Origin of the sequence: Micromonospora sp. CMU55-4 (assembly GCF_011602315.1) — a bacterium.
GTDB lineage: Bacteria > Actinomycetota > Actinomycetes > Mycobacteriales > Micromonosporaceae > Micromonospora > Micromonospora chalcea.
In genome coordinates, this window is sequence record NZ_JAAOLH010000022.1 from 51,665 (window position 1) to 72,392 (window position 20,728).

17 protein-coding genes are annotated in these 20,728 nt (G+C 73.9%); 7 read left to right on the forward strand and 10 right to left on the reverse strand.

Annotated elements, in window-relative coordinates; all coding sequences use genetic code 11:
- Positions 1-111: 111 nt before the first annotated feature.
- Positions 112-327 (reverse strand): zinc ribbon domain-containing protein, encoded by a 216-nt coding sequence (locus HA073_RS28075; RefSeq protein ID WP_043328103.1) that lies wholly within the window; start codon positions 325-327, stop codon positions 112-114.
- Between the two features lie 37 nt (positions 328-364).
- Between HA073_RS28075 and HA073_RS28080 the strand changes: the two genes are divergently transcribed.
- From HA073_RS28080 to HA073_RS28090, 3 genes are all read left to right on the forward strand, one after another.
- Positions 365-1,645 carry a lytic murein transglycosylase gene (locus tag HA073_RS28080; protein WP_205798831.1) on the forward strand — a complete coding sequence of 427 codons (1,281 nt, stop codon included), beginning with the start codon at positions 365-367 and terminating at the stop codon, positions 1,643-1,645.
- A 67-nt stretch (positions 1,646-1,712) separates the two neighbouring features.
- A complete protein-coding gene (locus HA073_RS28085; protein ID WP_043328100.1) occupies positions 1,713-2,729 on the forward strand; it encodes a GNAT family N-acetyltransferase in 1,017 nt (338 codons plus the stop codon).
- A gap of 91 nt (positions 2,730-2,820) precedes the next feature.
- Positions 2,821-6,093 (forward strand): lamin tail domain-containing protein, encoded by a 3,273-nt coding sequence (locus tag HA073_RS28090; protein WP_166457671.1) that lies wholly within the window; start codon positions 2,821-2,823, stop codon positions 6,091-6,093.
- 32 nt (positions 6,094-6,125) lie between these two features.
- On the opposite strand, the gene HA073_RS28095 is transcribed toward HA073_RS28090, so the two are convergent.
- The 6 genes from HA073_RS28095 to HA073_RS28120 all read right to left on the reverse strand — a co-directional run bounded on the left by HA073_RS28095 (position 6,126) and on the right by HA073_RS28120 (position 13,068).
- On the reverse strand, positions 6,126-6,695 hold the full coding sequence (locus HA073_RS28095) for a helix-turn-helix transcriptional regulator (protein WP_274476872.1): 570 nt from the start codon (positions 6,693-6,695) through the stop codon (positions 6,126-6,128).
- Positions 6,696-7,369: 674 nt separating this feature from the next.
- Positions 7,370-8,353: a porphobilinogen synthase gene (gene hemB / locus HA073_RS28100; protein ID WP_043328097.1), complete on the reverse strand. Its 984-nt coding sequence runs from the start codon at positions 8,351-8,353 to the stop codon at positions 7,370-7,372.
- A gap of 14 nt (positions 8,354-8,367) precedes the next feature.
- Positions 8,368-9,948, reverse strand: coding sequence for a uroporphyrinogen-III synthase (locus tag HA073_RS28105; protein ID WP_166457673.1), 1,581 nt, complete (start codon positions 9,946-9,948; stop codon positions 8,368-8,370).
- A complete protein-coding gene (gene hemC / locus HA073_RS28110) occupies positions 9,945-10,931 on the reverse strand; it encodes a hydroxymethylbilane synthase (protein WP_064446671.1) in 987 nt (328 codons plus the stop codon). The genes HA073_RS28105 and hemC overlap by 4 nt, the downstream gene beginning before the upstream one ends.
- Complete coding sequence (locus HA073_RS28115; protein WP_043328095.1) at positions 10,928-12,301, reverse strand: glutamyl-tRNA reductase; 1,374 nt, start codon at positions 12,299-12,301, stop codon at positions 10,928-10,930. Before HA073_RS28115 ends, hemC begins: the two co-directional genes overlap by 4 nt.
- Complete coding sequence (locus tag HA073_RS28120; protein WP_043328093.1) at positions 12,298-13,068, reverse strand: redox-sensing transcriptional repressor Rex; 771 nt, start codon at positions 13,066-13,068, stop codon at positions 12,298-12,300. Before HA073_RS28120 ends, HA073_RS28115 begins: the two co-directional genes overlap by 4 nt.
- Positions 13,069-13,458: 390 nt before the next feature.
- On the opposite strand from HA073_RS28120, the gene HA073_RS28125 reads away from it, so the two are divergent.
- Positions 13,459-14,763, forward strand: coding sequence for a sensor histidine kinase (locus tag HA073_RS28125; protein WP_064446673.1), 1,305 nt, complete (start codon positions 13,459-13,461; stop codon positions 14,761-14,763).
- A gap of 39 nt (positions 14,764-14,802) precedes the next feature.
- Entirely contained in the window at positions 14,803-15,459 is a 657-nt protein-coding gene (locus HA073_RS28130) for a response regulator transcription factor (protein ID WP_113973496.1), read from the forward strand.
- A gap of 10 nt (positions 15,460-15,469) precedes the next feature.
- Here the strand turns inward: HA073_RS28130 and HA073_RS28135 are convergent, their stop codons facing one another.
- The 3 genes from HA073_RS28135 to HA073_RS28145 are packed head-to-tail and all read right to left on the reverse strand — an operon-like array spanning position 15,470 to position 18,056.
- Positions 15,470-16,111, reverse strand: coding sequence for an HAD family hydrolase (locus HA073_RS28135; protein ID WP_013475152.1), 642 nt, complete (start codon positions 16,109-16,111; stop codon positions 15,470-15,472).
- A 24-nt stretch (positions 16,112-16,135) separates the two neighbouring features.
- On the reverse strand, positions 16,136-16,390 hold the full coding sequence (locus tag HA073_RS28140) for a glutaredoxin family protein (RefSeq protein ID WP_013288752.1): 255 nt from the start codon (positions 16,388-16,390) through the stop codon (positions 16,136-16,138).
- Positions 16,380-18,056, reverse strand: a complete 1,677-nt coding sequence (locus tag HA073_RS28145) for an AMP-binding protein (RefSeq protein ID WP_166457674.1) — start codon at positions 18,054-18,056, stop codon at positions 16,380-16,382. Before HA073_RS28145 ends, HA073_RS28140 begins: the two co-directional genes overlap by 11 nt.
- Before the next feature lie 512 nt (positions 18,057-18,568).
- Between HA073_RS28145 and HA073_RS28150 the strand changes: the two genes are divergently transcribed.
- Both HA073_RS28150 and HA073_RS28155 read left to right on the forward strand, forming a co-directional pair.
- Entirely contained in the window at positions 18,569-19,540 is a 972-nt protein-coding gene (locus tag HA073_RS28150) for an ECF subfamily RNA polymerase sigma factor, BldN family (RefSeq protein ID WP_043328086.1), read from the forward strand.
- A gap of 292 nt (positions 19,541-19,832) precedes the next feature.
- Entirely contained in the window at positions 19,833-20,687 is an 855-nt protein-coding gene (locus HA073_RS28155) for a DUF5667 domain-containing protein (RefSeq protein WP_064446675.1), read from the forward strand.
- Positions 20,688-20,728 lie beyond the last annotated feature (41 nt).

Below are 20,728 nucleotides of genomic sequence, written 5' to 3' on the forward strand. Positions count from 1 at the left end.
GATCGCGCCGTCACGCATCGTGAGAACGGTTGGGCGGATTCCGACCCAAGGTGCCAAAAGATCACACGGGCGGCAAGAGCCGGTTCGACCCGCGGGACGAGCGGCGGAAACTCAGCAGCCGCAGGAGCCGCCGCAGCAACCTCCACCGCTGGGAATCCCACCAGTCGGGCCGGAACCACCACGCCCGGTGACGGCGACAGCGGAGAGCAGCTTCACCGTGTCGGCGTGACCCCGCGGGCAGGTGGCCGGCTGGGCGGCCTCGGCCATCGGGCGGTTGACCTCGAAGGTGTCGCCGCAGGCGCGGCAACGGAACTCGTACCGGGGCATGACATCAGCGTACGGCGGACCTGACGCCGTCACACGGATGGGTGATACTCGACGGGTGGTGGACGGCGAACGGCGAGCGACGGCCCGGCCCCTGCGACCCGCCGTGCCGCCCGACGGCGACGCCCGGCCCGTCCCGCGTCCCCGCCGCGAGCGCGACCCCATTCCCCCGAAGCCGCCCGCCGGCCCGGCCCGCGACCCGGACGCCACGGCTGGCGAGCCGAGCACGGACCCGGGCGCGAAGCCGCAGCCCGAGCCGGACGCGAAGCCGGGGCGCACGCCCGACGCCGGAGCCGACACGGACACGAAGGCTGACGCGGGTGCCCCGTCCGGCGAGAAGCCGGAGGCGAAGGCCGGGGCGGCGGACGACGCGCAGCCGGCCGGCGGGCGACGTCGGCGCGTGCCGTTCGCGCACGCCGTCCGCACCCGCCCGCGGCAGCTCGCCGTCGGCGCGGCCAGCGCCACCCGCGCCTGGTCCCGCCGCCCCGCCGGGCGGACCACGCTGCCGGCGCTGTTCCTGCTCGCCCTGGTCGGCGCCGCCACCACGGCCGGCGCGGTGATCGTGCCGGCCGCCGTCGGCAGGCCGGCGTCGGTCGACGAGGCCCTGCCGGAGCCGACCGTGGCGCGGACCGCCGCGCCCGCCGCGACGCCCCTGTTCCCGGACCCGTCCGGGCTGTCCGGCACCGCCGCGCCGACCGGAACGCCGCTGCCCGGCGGCGTGACTGTCGCACCGCCCACCGGTCGTCCCGCCGACGCCCTCGCCGACTGGGCGAGGCGGGTCAGCGCGGTCACCGCCATCCCGGTGGTGGCGCTCCAGGCGTACGCCTACGCCGAGCTGGTGCTCGCCCAGACCAACCGTGCCTGCCAGCTGAGCTGGACCACGCTCGCCGCCATCGGGCACGTCGAGTCCGGGCACGGCTCGGCCAACGGCGCCACGCTCGGGCCCGACGGCCGGGCCCTGCCGGAGATCAAGGGGCAGCCGCTCGACGGGCAGGGCGGCCGGTCCCGGATCCTCGACACCGACCAGGGGCAGCTCGACGGCGACCGCGTCTACGACCGGGCGCTCGGGCCGATGCAGTTCATCCCGACCACCTGGCAGGAGATCGGCGCCGACGCGGACAACGACGGCGTGAAGAACCCCCACGACATCGACGACGCGGCGCTGGCCGCCGGCCAGTATCTGTGCAAGGGCGGCCGGAACATGACCATCCCGGGTGACTGGTGGGGGGCCATCCTCTCGTACAACGATGTGCGCCGGTACGCCCAGGCGGTCTTCGACAAGGCCGACGAGTACGGCAGGCTCAGCCGCAACGTGAGGTGACCGCTCGCGTACATTCGCGGACTGAACCCTTCCCCCCGGCAGCGGTTGACGGCAAGCTAGACGGGTGATGGTGCGCGAGTGGAACCCTCGGACCGCCTCGTCCGCCGAGATCGCGTCCCTGCTGGACACGCTGAACGCGGTCCTGGCGGCCGACCTGCCGCAGGACCCGCCCTGGCAGGAGAGCTCCATGCGGGAGTACCTGTCCGAGGTGATGCCCGGCGAGCGGCGGATCTCCTGGGTGGCTCAGGAGGACGACGCTCCGGACGGCACGCCCGGAGCGATCGTCGGGCATGTGCACGTGCTGCTGCTGGGCGGCATCGGCGTACTGGAGGTGCTGGTGCATCCGGCGGTCCGGCGCACCGGGCTCGGCCGTGAGCTGGTCCGGGTGGCCGCCCGCCGGGTGTGGGACGAGGGCTTCCAGTCGATCGGCGTGGAGGTGGTCGGCGACACCCCGGCCGTGGCGTTCTACGAGTCGCTGGGCTTCACCCGCGACTATGTGGAGACCCGCAGCGTGCTCGACCTGCGCACGGTGGACTGGCCGGCGCTGACCGAGATGGCCGCCGAGGTGGGCGCGGGCTATCACGTGGAGTTCTGGCCCGGCGGGCCGCCGGACGAGCTGCTCGAGGCGTACGCGCGGGCCAAGGCCGAGGTGCGCGACTCCGACGACGTGGAACTGCGGCCCAGCTCCTACGACCCGGACCGGCTGCGGGACAGTCTCGCCACGTTGCACCGGCGCGGCATGAAGCCGTACATCGTGCTGGCGTTGCACGAGCGGACCGGGGACGTGGCCGGGCTGACCGAGGTGGTGGTGCCGGCGCAGCACCCGACCCGGGCCGACCAGTACGACACGATCGTCGTCCACGACCACCGTGGTTACGGCATCGACCGGGCCATCAAGGCGCGGATGCTGCTGGAGCTGCGCTCGGCCGAGCCCCAGCTGGTCGAGGTGCAGACCTGGAACGCGCAGGACAACGAGTCGATGCTGAAGGTCAACGCCGAGCTGGGTTACCGCCCCGACCGCGACTGGTGCGAGTACGGGGTGGACGTCGCCGAACTGGTGCACCGGCTGGACAGTCACCGCTGACCGTTCACCGGACGGCCACCGAAGGGCTGGACGGTGGACCCACGAGACCCTTAACGTTCGTTAGTTCCTGTCCACCCACCGTGGAGGCCCCATGCGCCCGCGCCGCACCCTCGCCGCGCTCGCGACCACCGCCGCCGTCACCCTCACGGCGATCGCTGTCGCACCCCCCGCGGCCAGCGCCGCGCCCACCGACCTGCTCATTTCCGAGTACGTCGAGGGGTCGTCCAACAACAAGGCCGTCGAGCTGTACAACGGCACCGGCGCCCCGATCGACCTGGCTGCCGCGGGCTACCAGCTCCAGCTCTACTTCAACGGCGCCAGCACGTCGACGAACATCGCGCTGACCGGCACCGTCGCCGCCGGGGACGTGTTCGTCTTCGCCGCCGCGTCGGCCGCGCCCGCGATCCTCGCCCAGGCCGACCAGACGTACGGCGGGTCGCTGTTCAACGGCGACGACGCGATCGTGCTGCGCAAGGGTGACACGGTGGTCGACTCCCTCGGCCAGGTCGGCGTCGACCCGGGCAGCGAGTGGGGCAGCGGGCTCACCAGCACCGCCGACAACACGTTGCGCCGGCTGCCCTCGGTGACCGCCGGCGACACCGATCCGGCGGACCCGTTCGACCCGGCCGCGCAGTGGGCCGGCTTCGCCACCGACACGTTCGACGGGCTGGGCAGCCACACCATCGGCGGAGGCGGCCCGGTCGACCAGCCGCCGACGCTGGCCTGCGGCGGCGCGCTGACGCTGTCGGCGGGCGCCACCGCGACCCGCGAGGTGACCGCGACCGACGCCGACGACACGATCACCGACCTCGCGGTCACCGCCGTCGTGCCGGCTCCGGCGAGCGGCTCGATCAGCCGTACCGCGTTCACCCCGGCGGCCGGGGACGGTGGCACGGCCACCGCCACGCTGACCGCCACCGGCCTGCCGGCCGGCAGCTACGCGGTCACGGTGACCGCCACCGACGACGACGGCGACACCGCCACCTGCACGCTCTCCGTGCAGGCCACCAGCGTGCTGTCGATCGGCGAGGTGCAGGGCCGCACCGGCGACGACGAGGACGGCCGCGCCGACCGGTCGCCGCTCGCCCCGGCCAGCGGCAACGGCACCAGCTCCCAGTTGTACGACGTGCGCGGCGTCATCACCGGCATGTCGCTGACCCGCAGCTCGGCCGGGGCCGACCAGTGGGGCTTCTACCTGCAGAGCCGGCTCGGCACCGAGGACGGCGACCCGCTCACCTCCGACGGGCTGTTCGTCTTCATGGGCTCGTTCACCACGCTGATCGGCGGGTACGCCCCCACCGTCGGCGACGAGGTAGTGCTGCGCGGCCGGGTCTCCGAGTACTTCAACCAGACCCAGCTCTCCGGCGCCTCGCTGGTCCGCAAGCTCGACTCCGGCCTCGACGTGGACACCGCGGTCCGGGTCGACGACGCGGTCCCGCCGGCCGAGGCGGCCGCCGCCGACCTGTTCTGGGAGCGGCACGAGGGCGAGCGGATGCGGGTACGCGCCGGCAGCGGCGTATCCGCGCCCCGGCACATCTACTCCTCCACCGCCGACTCCGAGATCTACGTGCTGGACCGGGAGGACCCGGTCATGAAGCGGTCCGACCCGTACGCCCGCCGGGTGTTCCGGGACGCGCACCCGCTCGACGACATCCCCGGCACGCTCTTCGACAACGGCAACAACCAGCGCATCCTGCTGGGAGCGGGCGGCGTGAAGGCGGCCGCCGGTGACTCCCGCGCGCTGCTGCCCGAGGCGCGCACGTTCGACACGCTGACCGAGGACGCCTACGGCTCCGTGTCGTACGCGTTCAGCAAGTACAGCGTGCAGCCCGAGCAGCTCACCCTGACCGGTGGCGCGGACCCGGCCGCGAACCACCCGCCGCAGCCGGCCGACCGCGGCAGCGAGGTCGCGATCGCCACCTACAACGTGGAGAATCTGTACGACTACCGGGACGACCCGTTCGACGGCTGCGACTTCGCCGGCAACACCGGATGTACGGGGGTCAGCCCGCCGTTCGACTACGTGCCGGCGAGCCAGGAGGCGTACGCCGCCAAGCTGGCCGCGCAGGCCCGGCAGATCGTCAACTCGCTGCACAGCCCGGACCTGATCCTGGTGCAGGAGGCCGAGGACCAGGACATCTGCTCGGTGGTCGACGGCGCCCTGGCGTGCGGTGACACGAACAACGCCGACGGCGCGCCGGACACCGTGCAGGAGCTGGCGCTGGCCATCGCGGCCAACGGCGGCCCCGCCTACGCCGCCGCGTACGACCGCACCGGCGCGGACGCCCGCGGCATCGCCTCGGCGTTCCTCTACCGCACCGACCGGCTCACGCTGGCCGAGGCGACCGCCGCGGACCCGCTGCTGGGCTCCGCGCCGACCGTCCAGTACCGCTCGGCGGCGCTCGCGTCCAACGCGGACGTGCAGAACCCGAAGGCGTTCAACGCGGTGCTGCCCGCCGACGTGGACCGGTCGACCGGCGTGGACGGCAGCAACGTCTACACCCGCGCGGCCCAGCTGGCCCGGTTCACCGTCAAGGCCGCGCCCGGCTCGACCGAGCGGTTCACGCTCTGGGCGGTCGCCAACCACTTCTCGTCCGGGCCGGACAGCCGGGTCGGGCAGCGCCGCGAGCAGGCCGCGTACGGCGCCGCGATCGTCGCGGCGGTCGAGGCGAGCGGCCCGAACGCCCGAGTGGTCTACGGCGGCGACCTGAACGTGTTCCCCCGCCCGGACGACCCGATCGCCACCGCACAGAACCCGACTCCGTCGGACCAGCTCGCCCCGCTGTACGAGGCCGGGCTGCACAACCTCTGGGACGACCTGGTGGCGGACGCGCCCGCGTCGGCGTACTCGTACACCTTCAGCGGCCAGGCGCAGACGCTGGACAACCTGTTCGTGAACGACCCGATGCACGACGACCTGGTGCAGGTACGGACGGCGCACATCAACGCCGACTATCCGACCGACGCGCCGGAGCTGGGTGACCGGGGCGCCAGCGACCACGACCCGCAGGTGGCCCGGTTCCGGTCGCGTGCCTCGCTGCGGGTGGCCGACACCTCGGTGGCAGAGGGCGACAAGGGCACCCGCGCGATGACGTTCACCGTCACCGTGTCCCGCCCGCTCTCCGAGCCGGCGTTGATCTGCGCGACCACCTACGGCACGACCGCCCAGGCCGGGTCGGACTACGACCCGTACGTGGGTTGCAAGCTGCTCCCCGCGGGCCAGACCTCGCTGGCGTTCCCGGTCACCGTGCGCGGCGACCGCAAGCGCGAGGCGGACGAGAAGCTCACGCTGTACGTGGCGGGTGTGCCGGGCCTGCGGCTGGCCGACCCGTCCGGCGTCGGGACGATCCTGAACGACGACTGACAGGTGTTCCGGGCGGCGGCCCGTCGATTCGCTCATGGGCGGATCGGCGGGCCGCCGCGGTATCCGCACCGCTGCGGATCGGGCGGGGGCGGCACGTTCCGGTACTTGGCCACCCGCACCTCCCACTGGCTGCGGCGGCGCAGCGCGTCCCGGACCGCCCGGTCGCGGTAGAAGGTCTCCGGCGGGCGGGCCAGCCCGTACCGGTCGGCCCACCACTCCCCCGGCTCCGGGTCGGTGACGACGTCGAGGTGGGACGGGTACCGCCGCTCCGCGCCGTCACGCAGGTCGGCCCGGTCACGCATCGGCTTGAGCACCGTGCCGGCCTCGTCGACGACCACGAGCCGGAAGCCGGCCGTGCCCACGATGCGCGACAGCATGGCCAGGCTCGGCGTCAGGCTGCCCGCCTCGATCCGCCCGACCGTGCTCGGATGCACCCGGGCGAACCGGGCCAGCTCACGCTGGCTGGCGTCGGCCCGGCGACGCACCGCCCGGATGATCCCCGACGCCGGGAACGGGACGTCGAACGGCTCGGTGAGCAGCGCCGGCCCGCCGCCCTCCGCAAGCCCGCCCTCCACCGCCGGCCCGCCGTCAGCCGCTGTCACGGGGGTCGCTGGGGTCGCTGCCGGTACTGCGGTCGCCCAACTCCCGGGAGTCGCTGAGGGCACGGCCGTCGCGCAGGTCACGTAGGCAGCGGCCGTCGCGGAGATTGCGCATGGTGCTTCCGGCGCGGCGCAGGCACCTGTGCCGGTGGCCGCCTCCGGCCCGGTGTCGGCGATGTCTGTCACGCCGCCCACGGTCCCGCCTGCCGCATCGGCCCGGCAACCCCGCTCCGCATCCCTGTGGAAAACCTGGAATCCGCCGCCCGACCAGACCTCGCCGTGCGTCAACCGCCCCACTCAAGGCACACGGGGCGTGACATCACTGTGCGTTAGCCAGTACTGCCGAAGCGAACGCCGCACACTCAAGACAAATAACAACCAATCCGGACACAATGCTCGAAATAGCCGAGCCAAGGAAGACCACCTCAGGCGCCTTTGCTCTGCAGCCTTCGAAGCACTGCTTACGCTTCGTGACAGTTGCGCCCGTGGCTGCAGAGCAAAGTCGGCTGAGGGGCATAGCGCCTGCCGCCCTGAAAACTACTGTGAGCTACCGCGCCTGGCTGTGGACAACTTGAGGCAACGCACCGCCCGCGGATCTCACCGACGCGCCACGACACGCGCGCCGGCGCGAGCCCGCCCCGGGTCCGACGCCGGGCGGCCGGGCGGCCGGGCGAGGGTCAGTAGCGCTCGCGCAGCAACTGGGCCGCCTCGACCGCCCAGTAGGTGAGGATGATCTGCGCACCGGCCCGGCGGATCGAGGTGAGCGTCTCCAGCATCACCCGCTCCCGGTCGATCCAGCCGTTCGCGGCGGCCGCCTCGACCATCGCGTACTCGCCGGAGACCTGGTAGGCGGCGACCGGGACGTCCACCGCGGCCCGGACCGCCGACACCACGTCGAGGTAGGGCAGCGCGGGCTTCACCATCACCATGTCGGCGCCCTCGGCCACGTCCAGCTCGACCTCGCGCAGCGACTCGCGCAGGTTCGCCGGGTCCTGCTGGTAGGTTCGCCGGTCGCCCTCCAGCGCCGACTCCACCGCGTCGCGGAACGGGCCGTAGAAGGCGGAGGCGTACTTCACCGCGTACGCGAGCACCGAGACGTCCTGGTGCCCGGCGGCGTCGAGCGCCTTGCGGACCACGCCGACCTGGCCGTCCATCATCCCGGACGGGCCGACCACGTGGACCCCGGCGGCGGCCTGGGCCACCGCCATGTCGGCGTACGCGGCGAGCGTGGCGTCGTTGTCGACCCCGCCGTCCGGGGTGAGCAGGCCGCAGTGCCCGTGCGAGGTGAACTCGTCCAGGCAGAGGTCGCTCATCACCACAGTCGCGTCACCGACCTCGGCGACCACGTCCCGGATCGCCACGTTCAGGATGCCCGCCGGGTCGACACCGCCGGAGCCGGTCTCGTCGCGCGTCGCCGGCACCCCGAACAGCATGATCCCGCCGACCCCGGCCTGGACCGCTTCGACGGCGGCCTTGCGCAGCGAGTCCCGGGAGTGCTGGAGCACTCCCGGGAGCGACGCGATCGCCCTCGGCTCGGTCAGCCCCTCCTTGACGAACATCGGCACGACCAGTTCGGCCGGGTCGACGCGGGTCTCGGAGACCAGCCGCCGCACGGCCGCGTTGCGACGCAGCCGGCGGGGCCGGATCTCGGGGTACGGCATGAGGGAGCCTCCTGTCAGCGGAACCTCAGGGCGGTCGGGCCCTGCACCTTGGAGCCCCGGCGCTGCTTCGCCGGCATGGCGGCGAGCTTCTCCCGCAGTTCGACGGCGTAGGCGGCGAGCGCCTCCACCAGGTCGGGCACCGAGGCGTGCGGCGGCTGCACGTCGACCCGCAGGCCGAACTCGGTGGCGGTCTCCGCCGTCTTGGGCCCGATCACTGCAACAACCGTGCGCGCATGCGGCTTCCCGGCGATACCGACAAGGTTCCGCACCGTGGACGACGAGGTGAACAGCACGGCGTCGAACCCGCCCGACTTGATCGCGTCGCGGATCTCGGCCGGCGGCGGGGCCGCCCGCACCGTCCGGTACGCGGTCACGTCGTCGACCTCCCAGCCCCGCTCGGTGAGCCCGGCGGCAAGCGTCTCGGTCGCGATGTCGGCGCGCGGCAGCAGCACCCGGCCGACCGGGTCGAGGACCTCGTCGTGCGGCGAGAACTCGGCCAGCAGGCCCTCGGAGGACTGCTCCCCGGAGGGGATCAGCTCCGGCTGGATGCCGAACGCGCGGACCGCCTCGGCGGTGGCGTCACCGATACAGGCGATCTTGACGCCGCCGAAGTGACGGGCGTCGAGGCCGTGCTCGGCGAACTTCTCCCACACCGCCCGGACCGCGTTGACCGAGGTGAAGATCACCCAGGCGTACCGGCCGTCGACCAGGCCCTTGACCGCCCGCTCCATCTGCGCCGGGGTACGCGGCGGCTCGACCGCGATGGTCGGCACCTCGCACGGGATCGCCCCGTACGCGCGCAGCCGGGCGCTCATCACGCCGGCCTGCTCCTTGGTGCGGGGCACCAGCACCTTCCAGCCGTACAGCGGGCGGTTCTCCCACCAGCTCAGCTTGTCGCGGTCGGTGACGGCCGCGCCGACGGTGAGCACCACCCGGCCGGTGAAGCCGAGCGCCGCCGCGACGAAGGAGTCGACAGTCGACGTGGTGGTGTACTGCGTCTCGCCGGTGCCGTCGCCGGTCACCCCGACCGCTGTGGTGCCGTCGACGCCGGCGGCCAGCAGGCCGTCCCGGACGGCGGCCAGGTCACCGGCGTCCACGGCGAGCGCCAGCGAAGCCCGGCCCACGGCCGTGGCGAGCGCGTCGAAGTCGAGCGCGGTGACGTCCTCGACGTCGGCGGCGGTGCGTACGCCCGGCAGCGGGACGCCCGCGTAGGTGGCCACGCCCTCGGCCTGGCCGACGCCCGGCACCACCTCGAAGTGCGCTGCGGTACGCGCGACCGCCTGCACCTCCTTGACCACCGAGTCGTGGCCGAACGGGTCACCGGCGACCAGGTGCACGGCGTTCTGCCCGGACCGGGCCGCGGAGATCAGCACCTTCGCCACGTCCCCCGGCACGCCCTCGGCGGGGCTGAACTCGGCGTCGGGCCGGGCCTGGGCGCGTACGTGCGCCAGGAGCGACTCGGGTACGCCCCGGTCGTAGACCACCTGGTCGGCCTCGACCAGGGCGTCCAGCGCCCGGCGGGTCAGCAGGCCGGGGTCGCCGGGACCGGCCCCGACGAAAGCGATCTGGCCTACGGGCTTACGGGTGCGGGTCATTCTGTGCTCCCAAGTTGCTGGGTCCCCGGGCCGGCCTGTGCGTCCTGGCCGAGGATCGAGTCGGCGCCGAGTTCGAGGAGTTCGGCGGCGAGTGCCTTGCCGATCTCCGCCGCGTCGGCGGGCGTTCCGGTGCGGGACAGCCGGAGGTCACGCGAACCGTCCGGGCTGATCACCGCACCGCGCAGGTAGATCTCCTGAATCACGTCGCCCTCGTCGGTGGGCTCGCCTTCGGCGAGGACGGCGTACGCGGCCACGGGTGCGCTGCATCCTGCCTCCAGGGTGGCCAGCAGCGCCCGTTCCGCGGTGATCGCGGCGCGGGACGGCTCGTGGTCGAGCAGCGCGAGCATCTCGATCACGTCCTGGTCGTCGGCCCGGCACTCGACGGCCAGCGCGCCCTGAGCGGGCGCGGGCAGCATGAGCATCGGGTCGAGCGTCTCGGTGATGACGTCGGCGCGGCCGATCCGGTTGAGCCCGGCGCGGGCCAGCACGACGGCGTCGAGGTCGGCGTCCGGGCCGAGCACCCGGCTGAGCCGGGTGTCGATGTTGCCCCGGATCGGGGTGACCTCCAACTGCATGCCCAGCGCGTGCAGCTGGGCGATCCGGCGCAGCGCGCCGGTGCCGACGCGGGCGCCGGGGGGCAGCTCGGCGAGCGTACGGCCGTCGGTGGCCACCAGCGCGTCGCGCGGGTCCTGCCGGGGCGGCACGGCCGCGACGTGCAGGCCGGGCGCCGCCGCGGTGGGCAGGTCCTTGTACGAGTGGACGGCGAAGTCGATCTCACCGGCGGTCAGCGCGTCGCGCAGCGCGGACACGAACACGCCGACGCCGAGTCGCTGCACCGGGGCGGTCGACTTGTCCCCGGCGGTCACCACCTCGACCAGCTCGACCGGGCGGCCGGTGGCCGCGGTGAGGGCTTCGGCCACGTGGCCGGACTGGGCCATCGCCAGGGCGCTGCCCCGGGTGCCGAGGCGCAGTGGGGCGGTCATCGCGCACCTCCGGTGGGCGGGATGTCGGCGGCGTCGAACGACGGCCGCCCGTCGAGATCGGTGGCGACCACGTCGGGAACGGTGTCGACCGGGGACGTCTGCGGAACGTCCAGGTCGAACAGCTCGCGCAGCAGCGCCGCGTACTGGTCGCCGCCGGGCTCGGCGGCGAGCTGGCGGACCCGTACGGTCGGCTGGTGCAGCAGCCGCTGGACGACCCGGTGCACGGTCCGGGCCACCTCGGCGCGCTGGTCGTCGCTGAGGTCGGGGCGGCGCTGACCGAGCCGGCGCAGCTCGGTGGCGACCACGTCGTCGGCCCGGCCGCGCAGGGCGGCCACCGTCGGCGCCACGTCGGCGCCGCGCAGCCAGCTCAGGAACGACTCGACCTCACCGGCGACGATCCGGGCCACCTCGGCGGCGTCGGCGGCGGCCGGCCCGTCGGCGAGCACGGCGGCCATCCGGTCGATGTCGACGACCTCGACGCCGGGCAGCTCGGCGACGCCGGGCTCGACGTCGCGCGGTACGGCCAGGTCGAGCAGGACCAGCGGGCCGCGGTCGGCGTCCCGGCGGGCCAGTGCCCGGGTCACCACGTCGCGGGTGAGCACCGGCTCGGTGGCGGCGGTGGCGGCGACCACGACGTCGACGTCGGCGAGCGCGGTGATCAGCTCGGCCATCGGCACGGCGGACGCGCCGTACGACTCGGCGAGCCGGACGGCACGGGCGGCGCCCCGGTTGGTCACGGTGAGCGGGCCGGCGCCCAGCCGGGACAGCGTGGCCACGCCCAGCGAGCCCATCGCGCCCGCGCCGACGATCATCGCGGGCCGCCCGGCCAGCTCGCCGTCGAGCATCTCGGCGGCGAGGTCGAGCGCGGCGGTGACGACGCTCTGCCCGGCCCGGTCGATGTTGGTCTCGGCGTGCGCGCGCTTGCCGACCCGCAGCGCCTGCTGCATCAGCTCGTGCAGCAGGCGGCCGGCCGAGTCGGCGCCACCGGCGGAGTGGTAGGCGTCGCGGAGCTGGCCGAGGATCTGCGCCTCGCCGACCACCATCGAGTCGAGCCCGGCGGCCACCCGGAAGACGTGGTCCACGGCGGCGGCGTCGTAGTGCACGTAGAGGTGCGGGGCGAGCGCCGCCGGCTGGCAGCCGGCCTGATCGGCCAGGACCGCGCAGATGTCGCCGAGTCCGCCGTGGAACCCGGAGACGGCGGCGTAGACCTCCACCCGGTTGCAGGTGGAGACCAGGACGGCCTCGGCGACGTACGGCTGGGCGATCAGGCGGTCCAGCGTCCGGGTGAGGTCGGCGGGCGGGACGGCGAGCTGTTCCAGGGTGGCGACCGGGGCGGTGCGGTAGGACGCGCCGACGACGAGCAGTTTCACGTGCCGATCGCCTCCTGGGTGTCGGTGGCCGCGAGTCCGCCGGGCAGGGCGGTGAGGGCGGTCCCGCCGGTGGCGGGGAGCGCGGTCAGCGACGCCTTGCGGTGCTCGTGGAAGGACAGGATCTGCAGCTCGATGGCGAGGTCGACCTTGCGCACGTCGACCCCGTCCGGGACCGAGAGTACGCAGGGCGCGAAGTTGAGGATGCTCGTCACGCCGACGGCGACCAGCTGATCGGCGACCGCCTGGGCGGCCGGGGCGGGCGTGGCGATGACGCCGATCGAGATCGATTCCTCGGCGACCACCTGGGGCAGGTCGTCGATGTGCTGGACGACGAGTCCGTTGATCCGCTCGCCGACCCGGGACCGGTCGGCGTCGAGGAGCGCGGCGATACGGAAGCCGCGGTTGGCGAAGCCGTCGTAGCCGGCCAGCGCGTGACCGAGGTTACCGACGCCGACGAGCGCGACGGCCCGGCACTGGGTGAGGCCGAGCACCGAGGAGATCTGGTCGACCAGGAGCGCCACGTCGTAGCCGACGCCCCGGGTGCCGTACGAGCCGAGGTGGGACAGGTCCTTGCGGAGCTTCGCGGAGTTGACGCCTGCCGCGTTGGCGAGCCCTTCGCTGGACACCGTCTCGTGCCCGGAGTCGGCGAGCGTGTGCAGCGCACGCAGGTATTCCGGGAGCCGGGACACGGTCGCCTCGGGCAGGTCCGGAAGCGCCGGTACGGCACCGGTGCGGCCGGGCGCGCCTGGTTGACGGTGCTGACTCATGAGACTCCGTGCGGTGCGATCCTCGACCAGCGACGGGGGCCGGTCGTTTCGGGACTCCCGCTGGCGACCGAGATTGCCGGCTGTGCTAGCAGGGCGCGTCGGAACTACAGAGTAGGCGCTTGTGAAGAGGTGCACAAATCGCGATCTTGAAAGCTCGCGACGCGCCTTCACCTGCCCCTCCATTCCCGCAAGATCGATCGACCGCCTCCCTTGGCGGCGCGTGGCGATTATTGCTCAATCCCGACTTCCCTGACCAATCGCGCGCGGCTCGTAGCGCTCCGTCACCGGCGTGGCGAGGCGAGTCTCACGTTTTGCAGTAGGGAGAACCCCACCCCCAAGAGGCCAGCGTGCGGGATGGGTCGGCGGGGCACGCGCCCATAGCCTCGAACCATGACCGCCGCACCACTGGCCACCGCGCCCACTCCGCTGTCCCCCGTCCACGGGCTGCTGCGCCGCCTCGCCCGCGACACCACCTACGTACTCGTGGGCTTCCCGCTGGCGATCGTCGGCTTCGTGCTCGCGGTGGTGGGGATCTCACTGAGCGCCGGGCTGCTGGTGACCACGCTCGGCCTGCCGATCCTCGCCGGCTTCCTCTACGCCGCCCGTGGGCTGGCCGACATCGAGCGGCTCCGGCTCGCCGCGGTGCTGGACCGGCCCCGGGTACGCCCGGTCTACCGCCGGCCGGAGCCGGGCGCCGGGTTCTGGCGGCGGGTGTTCACCCCGATCCGGGACGCGCAGTCGTGGCTCGACCTGCTGCACGCGTTCGTCCGGCTGCTGGTGGCCCTGCCCACGTTCGTGCTGCTGGTGGTCTGGTGGGTGCTGGCCCTGGGCGGCACGCTCTACGTCGCCTACGACTGGGCCATCCCGCGCGGCGTCGACGACCAGGACCTGAGCCAGCTCCTCGGGATGGGTGACGGCGCCGGCGCGCGGATCGCCCTGAACACCGCGATCGGGCTGTTCGCCCTGTTCACGCTCCCGCTGGTGGCGCGCGGCTGCGCCCGCCTGCAGGCCGGGCTGGCGTACTCGCTGCTCACCGGCGTGGCCGAGATGCGGCAGCGGATCATCACGCTGGAGGAGCAGAAGCGCGCCGCCGCCTCGGCCGAAGCGGTCGCGCTGCGCCGGCTGGAGCGCGACATCCACGACGGCCCGCAGCAGCGGCTGGTCCGGCTCGCCATGGACCTCGGCCGGGCCCGCCACCAGCTCGCCGACAACCCGGACGCGGCCCGGCAGACGCTCGACGAGGCAGTGGCCCAGACCCGGGAGACGCTGGACGAGCTGCGCGCGCTGTCCCGGGGCATCGCGCCGCCGATCCTGGTCGACCGGGGCCTGCCCAGCGCGCTCGCCGCGCTGGCCGCCCGGGCGCTGGTGCCGACCGAACTGGTGGTGGACGACGACCTGGGCACCGCCGCCGGCCGGCTCGATCCGGGGCTGGAGAGCACCGCGTACTTCGTGGTGGCCGAGGCGCTGACGAACGTGTCGAAGCACAGCCGGGCGAACGCCTGCCGGGTGGAGGTCACCCGGAAGGTGGGCCGGCTGGAGATCACCGTCACCGACGACGGCGTCGGCGGCGCGCACCTGGCCAAGGGCCACGGGCTCAACGGCATCGCCGACCGGGTCCGGGCGGCCGGCGGCACGCTGGAGGTGACCAGCCCGGCCGGCGGCCCGACCCGGGTCCACGCCGAACTACCGAGGTGACCCGGACCGCCGGGTCGGGGCGTGATAGACACCGGACCCATGCGGGTGGTGATCGCGGACGACGCCGTACTGCTCCGGGAGGGGCTGATCCGGCTGCTGACCGAGTACGGGCACGAGGTGGTGGCGGCCGTCGGTGACGGTGACGCGCTGGTCGAGGCGGTGGTGGCGCACCGGCCCGACGTCTCGGTGGTGGACGTGCGGATGCCGCCCTCACACACCGACGAGGGACTGCGCGCCTCGGTGGAGGCCCGCCGCCGGGTGCCGGGTACGCCGATCCTGGTGCTGTCCCAGTACGTCGAGGTGTCGTACGCCGACGACCTGCTGGACACCGCGGGCGGCGCCGGCGGCGGCATCGGCTACCTGCTCAAGGACCGGGTCGCCGCGATCGACGAGTTCCTGGACGGGCTGGCCCGGGTGGCCGCCGGCGGCACCGTGCTCGACCCGGAGGTGATCAGCCAGTTGCTGGTCCGTCGGCGGCGCGACGACCCGCTGGCGTCGCTGACCCCGCGCGAGCGCGAGGTGCTGGCGCTGATGGCCGAGGGCCGCTCGAACACCGCCATCGCCCGGGCGCTGGTGGTCAGCGACGGCGCGGTCGAGAAGCACGTCCGCAACATCTTCACCAAGCTCGACCTGCCCCCGGACGCGACCACGCACCACCGCCGTGTCCTGGCCGTCCTGGCCCACCTGCGCGCCTGACCGGGCCGGGTCAGGCGAGCGTGCGGGCCAGCGTCACCGCCTCGGTGAGCGTGTCGGCGGCCGGGTGGCCGCTGCCGCGCAGCCGGTCCGGGTCGGACAGGCCACCGGTGTAGAGGACGCAGCGGGCGCCGACCGAGGCGGCCGCGTCGGCGTCGTCGAGCGAGTCACCGATCAGCACCACCTCGTGGCCGCCCAGCCCCAGCTCGGCCAGGTGCTTCTCCAGCCACTCGGCCTTGTGCCCGCCGCCGACTGTGGCACGCAGCCCGTCCACCCGGCGGAAGTGCGGCGTCAGCCCGTACGTGTGCACCGTCGGCACCAGCTCGTCGTGGAACCACATGGACAGCAGCGACTGGCTGCCCTCCCAGGACTCGATCGCGGTGGTGGCGTCGGCGGCCAGGGCGCAGGTGGTCAGCCCGGCCCGGTAGGCGTCGTGGAAGACCCGGTCCAGCGTGCCGAACGCCTCGGCGTCCACGGCCCGGCCGAGCATCTCGGCGTAGTAGTCGGCGATCGGCCGCCGGAACCGGACCCGGTGCTCGGCCGCGGTGACCGCCGGCCCGCCGGCGCTGGCGAAGGCCACGTTCGTGGCCTGGACCACCAGGTCGAGGTCGTCGAGGAGCGTTCCGTTCCAGTCCCACACGAGGTGGCGTCGCATACCCGTCACCCGAGCACTCTAAGGCTAGAGCTGCGGCGTGGTCAGGTCGCGCAGCAGCCGGTCCTCCTCGACCCGCCAGTAGCCGTGTTCCTTGCCGTCGAGCAGCACCACCGGCAGCCGGTCGCCGTAGTCGCGCTCCATCTCCAGGTCGCCGGTGACGTCCCGCTCCACCCACCGGTCGCCGGTGACCGCGACCACCCGGTCGAGCGCGGCCTTCGCGTCGTCGCACAGGTGGCAGCCGGGCCGGGTGATCAGGATGAGCCTCGGGTCACTGGACATCGGATACCTCCGTGCGGATCTCGGTCGGCGACGCCGGCGACGGCACCACGGGCGCCGGGCGCAGCTCGGTCTTGCGCACCTTCCCGATCGCCGAGTACGGCAGGCTGTCGACGAACTCGACGGCGGTCGGGCACTTGAACCGGGCCAGGTTACGCGCGCAGTGGGCGAGCAGGTCGTCAGCCGTCACCGGCGGACCGGCCGCCCGGACCACGTACGCCCGCACAGTCTCGCCGGTCCGCGGGTGCGGCACGCCGAGGACCGCCGACTCGGCCACCCCGGGGTGCGCCTGGAGCACCAGCTCCACCTCGTGCGGGTAGACGTTGAAGCCGTTTACCAGGATCAGCTCGCCGAGCCGGTCGACCAGGAACAGGTCGCCGTCGCCGTCGGCGTACGCGACGTCGCCGGTGGCCCACCAGCCGTCCGGGTCCGGCCCGCCCCGCCCGGCCGGCCAGTAACCGGCGAACAGGTTCTCCCCGCGTACCATGATCTGCCCGGGGTCGGTGCCGGCCAGCTCGTCGGAGAGGTCCATCTCGTCCTCGTCGGGGGCGTCGGCTGGCACTCCGTCGCGCCACAGCTCGACGCCGTCGGCCCCGGTCAGGCGCAGCTCGACGCCGGGCAGCGGACGGCCGATCGAGCCGGGTTTCGGCTCGCCGCCGACGAGTGTCGACGTGAGCACCGGCGCGGTCTCGGTGAGCCCGTAGCCGACGTGCACCGGGTGCCCGGTCAGCTCGGTGAAGCGCGCCCCGACGGCCGGCGGCAGCGGCGCCGCGCCGCACACCGCGACGCGCACCGAGGCGAGCGCCGCGGCCGGGTCACGCTCCGCCTCGGCCCAGGTCAGGAACATCGACGGTACGCCGACGAGCACCGTGACCCGGTGCCGGGCGATCTCGTCCAGCGCCCCGGACGGGCCGGGCTCGTCGACGAGCACACCCGTCGCGCCGTGCCGCACCACGGCGCCGAGCACCGTGTTCAGCCCGTACGCGTGGAACAGCGGAAGGGCGAGCAGCACGACGTCGTCGGGGCCGACCACCGGCGGCTCGATCCGGTCGGTCTGGTCGTGGTTGGCGGCGAGCGCGCGGTGCGACAGCATCGCGCCCTTGGGCCGTCCCTCGGTGCCGGAGGTGTAGAGCAGGACGGCGAGGTCGTCGCCGGCGCGGGCCGGGAACCCGTCCGGCCCGGTGTCGCCGCGTACCGGCGGCGCGGTGTGCACGGCGCGCAGCCCGGGCAGCTCGGCGCGGTTCACCCGGGCGGTCACCTCGGGGGCGCCGACCAGCACCGTCGCGCCGGAGTCGGTGAGCACGTGCCGCAGCTCGCGGGCGGTGAGCGCGGGGTTGACCGGTACGGCGATCAGGCCGGCCCGGAGCGCGGCGAGGTAGGTGACCACGAAGTCCGGGGTGTTGCCGAACGCGACAGCCACCCGGGGCGGATGTCCCGGTCCGGCGGCCGGCGGCGCGTCGGCGAGCAGCGCGCGGGCGGTGGCGGTGACCGCGTCGTCCAGCTCGGACCAGGTGAGCGTCCGCTCGCGCCAGCGCAGCGCGGCCCGGTCGCCCCGTTCGGTGGCGGCCCGGCGGAGCCGGTCGGCGAGGTTCGGCGCGGAGCTTTCGGCGGCGTCCTGCACGGTGGCTGAGTCTGGCACAGCGGCGTCCGCCGGACCATGCCCGGACACGGCACCGGGTCCGCCACACGGGACTGGGAATGCAGTACGGTGGGATTCCCGAGCGCGGGATAACGATCTCCAGCGGCACGAGCCGAGCGACCCGGGGCGACCCGTGCGAGCCGCCCTCGCGACACGCCGAGCGGAAAGAAAATCTGCTCCGACCAGGACTTTCCACTGCGGACCACGATCCGGCGCGAAAGTCAACCACACGCGACGGACAACGGGTCCGCCATTCGTGCGATCCGGCGGGAAATACTTCCGCTCTGTGTAACGGACTTGCCACGCGTGGGTGACGTTGGCCCTATCATCACTCGGGTCGGCTCACCCCATTTGCCGTGAGTCGACACCCCTCAGCCCGAGGAGGCCCCCGTGCCCGTCAGCGCATTGGACCAGCACCTCAAGGGGATCTGCCGCCCGTCGGCACGTCCCGACCCGGCCGCGCCCGGCCGGGTTCCACCCGGTCCCCCGGCACCACAGTGGCGCCCGGTGCGGTCGCTGCCCACTCGGACCGGGGAGGCGCGGTGACCACCTTCGGTTACGCCGAACGGCCGGCCGGCGTCACCGGCCCGACCCAGCGCAACCCGCTCAACGAGCGCGCGGACCCGCCTCCACGCAGCGCCGAGAGCCAGCTCGCGGTACGCGGCGAGGGGCGGCGCGTACGCAGCCGCGCGCACCACACGAACGAGGCGCCGGCGCGTCCCGCGACGCCCGGCGGCAACGCGAAACCCGCGGCCGGCCGCCTCGGCAGCCCGGCCCGCCCGACCATGCCGGCGCAGGCCCGGCGCGGTGACGCGGCCACCGGCGCGGAGCCGTCCGCCGCGGAGACCGCGATCCTGCCGGCGGTGACCACAGGCGACACCGCCGTCCTGCCCGCCGTGCCGGCCGCCACGCCCGCCACCGGATTCCCCAGCCGCCCCGACCCGTCCGACCCGGCCACCGAGGTGTGGACGCTCGTCGAACGCGCGCAGGCCGGCGAGTCCGAGGCGTTCGGCCTGATCTACGACAGGTACGTCGACACCGTCTTCCGGTTCGTCTACTTCCGGGTCGGCAACCGCCAGCTCGCCGAGGACCTCACCTCCGACACGTTCCTGCGCGCGCTCAAGCGGATCGGCAGCTTCACTTGGCAGGGGCGCGACCTCGGCGCCTGGCTGGTCACCATCGCCCGCAACCTGGTCGCCGACCACTTCAAGTCGGGGCGCTACCGGCTGGAGGTGACCACCGGCGACGTCCTCGACGCCGACCGGGAGGACCGCGGTCCGGAGGGCAGCCCGGAGGCGGCGGTGGTGGAGCACATCACCAACGTCGCCCTGCTCACCGCCGTCAAGCAGCTCAACCCGGAGCAGCAGGAGTGCATCGTGCTGCGGTTCCTCCAGGGCTTCTCGGTGGCCGAGACGGCCCGTGCCATGGGCAAGAACGAGGGCGCCATCAAGGCCCTCCAGTACCGCGCGGTACGGGCCCTGGCCCGCCTGCTGCCCGACGGCTTCCACTCCTGACCGGCAGCCACCGTCCCGTTTCCTCACCGGCGCCACCGCCGGGCGCTGTCGCGTGCCCGACGCCCCACGCAGGCCGATCACTCTTGGTGATTTCGCCGCCGTCCCAGCCGTAACCGGCGACCGGCGCGGTCCGTTTCTCCGGGTGCGACCAGTGGTTGTCCCGGCGTCCCCCGGGCCACCCGGTCCGGCGGGTCGGGTCGGCCGTTCCGGTCGACTCGGTGCCACACGCTGCCACCGGTCGCTGGTGACGACGACGGCCGCCCGGCCGTGACCAGCGAGAGGGGGTGCCGCGGTGGACAGCGACCTCTTCTCCCGTCGGCGGGCCGAGCGCTTCGCGCAACTCCTCGACGAGGCCAACGGCGGACGCCGGCACCACGTCCGGTCCAAGGCGGACGGTGAACTCACCGCGCTCGTCGAGGTGAGCCGCCGGCTCAGCGCCGAACGGCCCGACGTCGAGGTGGACGCCGAGTTCCGCACCGGACTGCGGGCGATGCTCGTGGCCACCGCCGAACGTGAGGGCGTCGGCACTCCGGCCAAGACCACCACCGGGGTACGCGGAACGCTGCTGCCCGCGATCACCGGACGCCGGGCGCGGGCCCGGGGCGCGATCCTGGTCGGCGTGGCCGCCGGCGCGGTCGCCCTCTCCGGCATCTCCGCCGCCAGCGAGAACGCGCTGCCCGGTGACGCCCTGTACGGCATGAAGCGCTCCACCGAGCGCGCCCAGCTCGCGCTCGCCAGCTCGGACATCAGCCGTGGGCAGCTCTTCCTCGACTTCGCCCGCACCCGGCTGGACGAGGCCGCCTCGGTGCGCGGCGACCGGCTCGGTTTCAGCGCCGTCCTGGACGACATGGACGCGGACACCCGCCAGGGCGTACGCCTGCTGACCACGGTCGCGGCGCAGCGTTCCGACCCGGTGGCGCTGGACGCGGTGGACACGTTCCTGGCCGGCCAGCGCCGGGTGGTCAGCGGCCTGCTGGACCGGCCCGACCACGCCGAGCGGGACCGCACCCGCCGCTCGCTGGCGCTGCTCGACGCGGCCGGCAAGCGCGCCGACGCGCTGCGCGAGGCGATCGCCTGCGGACTGCCCGCGCCGCAGGCCAGCGACGCGCTCGGGCCCGCCCCGGCGGCCTGCCCGGCCGACCGCTGAGCGCGTACGCCGACCGCGCCACACTTCTCCCGGCGGACACC

Bases quoted from the DNA above. Each gene is read 5' to 3' on its own strand.
- HA073_RS28085 (WP_043328100.1), top strand. From the start codon at position 1,713: ATGGTGCGCGAGTGGAACCCTCGGACCGCCTCGTCCGCCGAGATCGCG.
- HA073_RS28125 (WP_064446673.1), top strand. From the start codon at position 13,459: ATGACCGCCGCACCACTGGCCACCGCGCCCACTCCGCTGTCCCCCGTC.
- hemC (WP_064446671.1), bottom strand. From the start codon at position 10,931: ATGACCGCCCCACTGCGCCTCGGCACCCGGGGCAGCGCCCTGGCGATG.
- HA073_RS28140 (WP_013288752.1), bottom strand. From the start codon at position 16,390: ATGTCCAGTGACCCGAGGCTCATCCTGATCACCCGGCCCGGCTGCCAC.
- HA073_RS28120 (WP_043328093.1), bottom strand. From the start codon at position 13,068: ATGAGTCAGCACCGTCAACCAGGCGCGCCCGGCCGCACCGGTGCCGTA.
- HA073_RS28105 (WP_166457673.1), bottom strand. From the start codon at position 9,948: ATGACCCGCACCCGTAAGCCCGTAGGCCAGATCGCTTTCGTCGGGGCC.
- hemB (WP_043328097.1), bottom strand. From the start codon at position 8,353: ATGCCGTACCCCGAGATCCGGCCCCGCCGGCTGCGTCGCAACGCGGCC.
- HA073_RS28130 (WP_113973496.1), top strand. From the start codon at position 14,803: ATGCGGGTGGTGATCGCGGACGACGCCGTACTGCTCCGGGAGGGGCTG.
- HA073_RS28135 (WP_013475152.1), bottom strand. From the start codon at position 16,111: ATGCGACGCCACCTCGTGTGGGACTGGAACGGAACGCTCCTCGACGAC.
- HA073_RS28090 (WP_166457671.1), top strand. From the start codon at position 2,821: ATGCGCCCGCGCCGCACCCTCGCCGCGCTCGCGACCACCGCCGCCGTC.
- HA073_RS28080 (WP_205798831.1), top strand. From the start codon at position 365: ATGGGTGATACTCGACGGGTGGTGGACGGCGAACGGCGAGCGACGGCC.
- HA073_RS28075 (WP_043328103.1), bottom strand. From the start codon at position 327: ATGCCCCGGTACGAGTTCCGTTGCCGCGCCTGCGGCGACACCTTCGAG.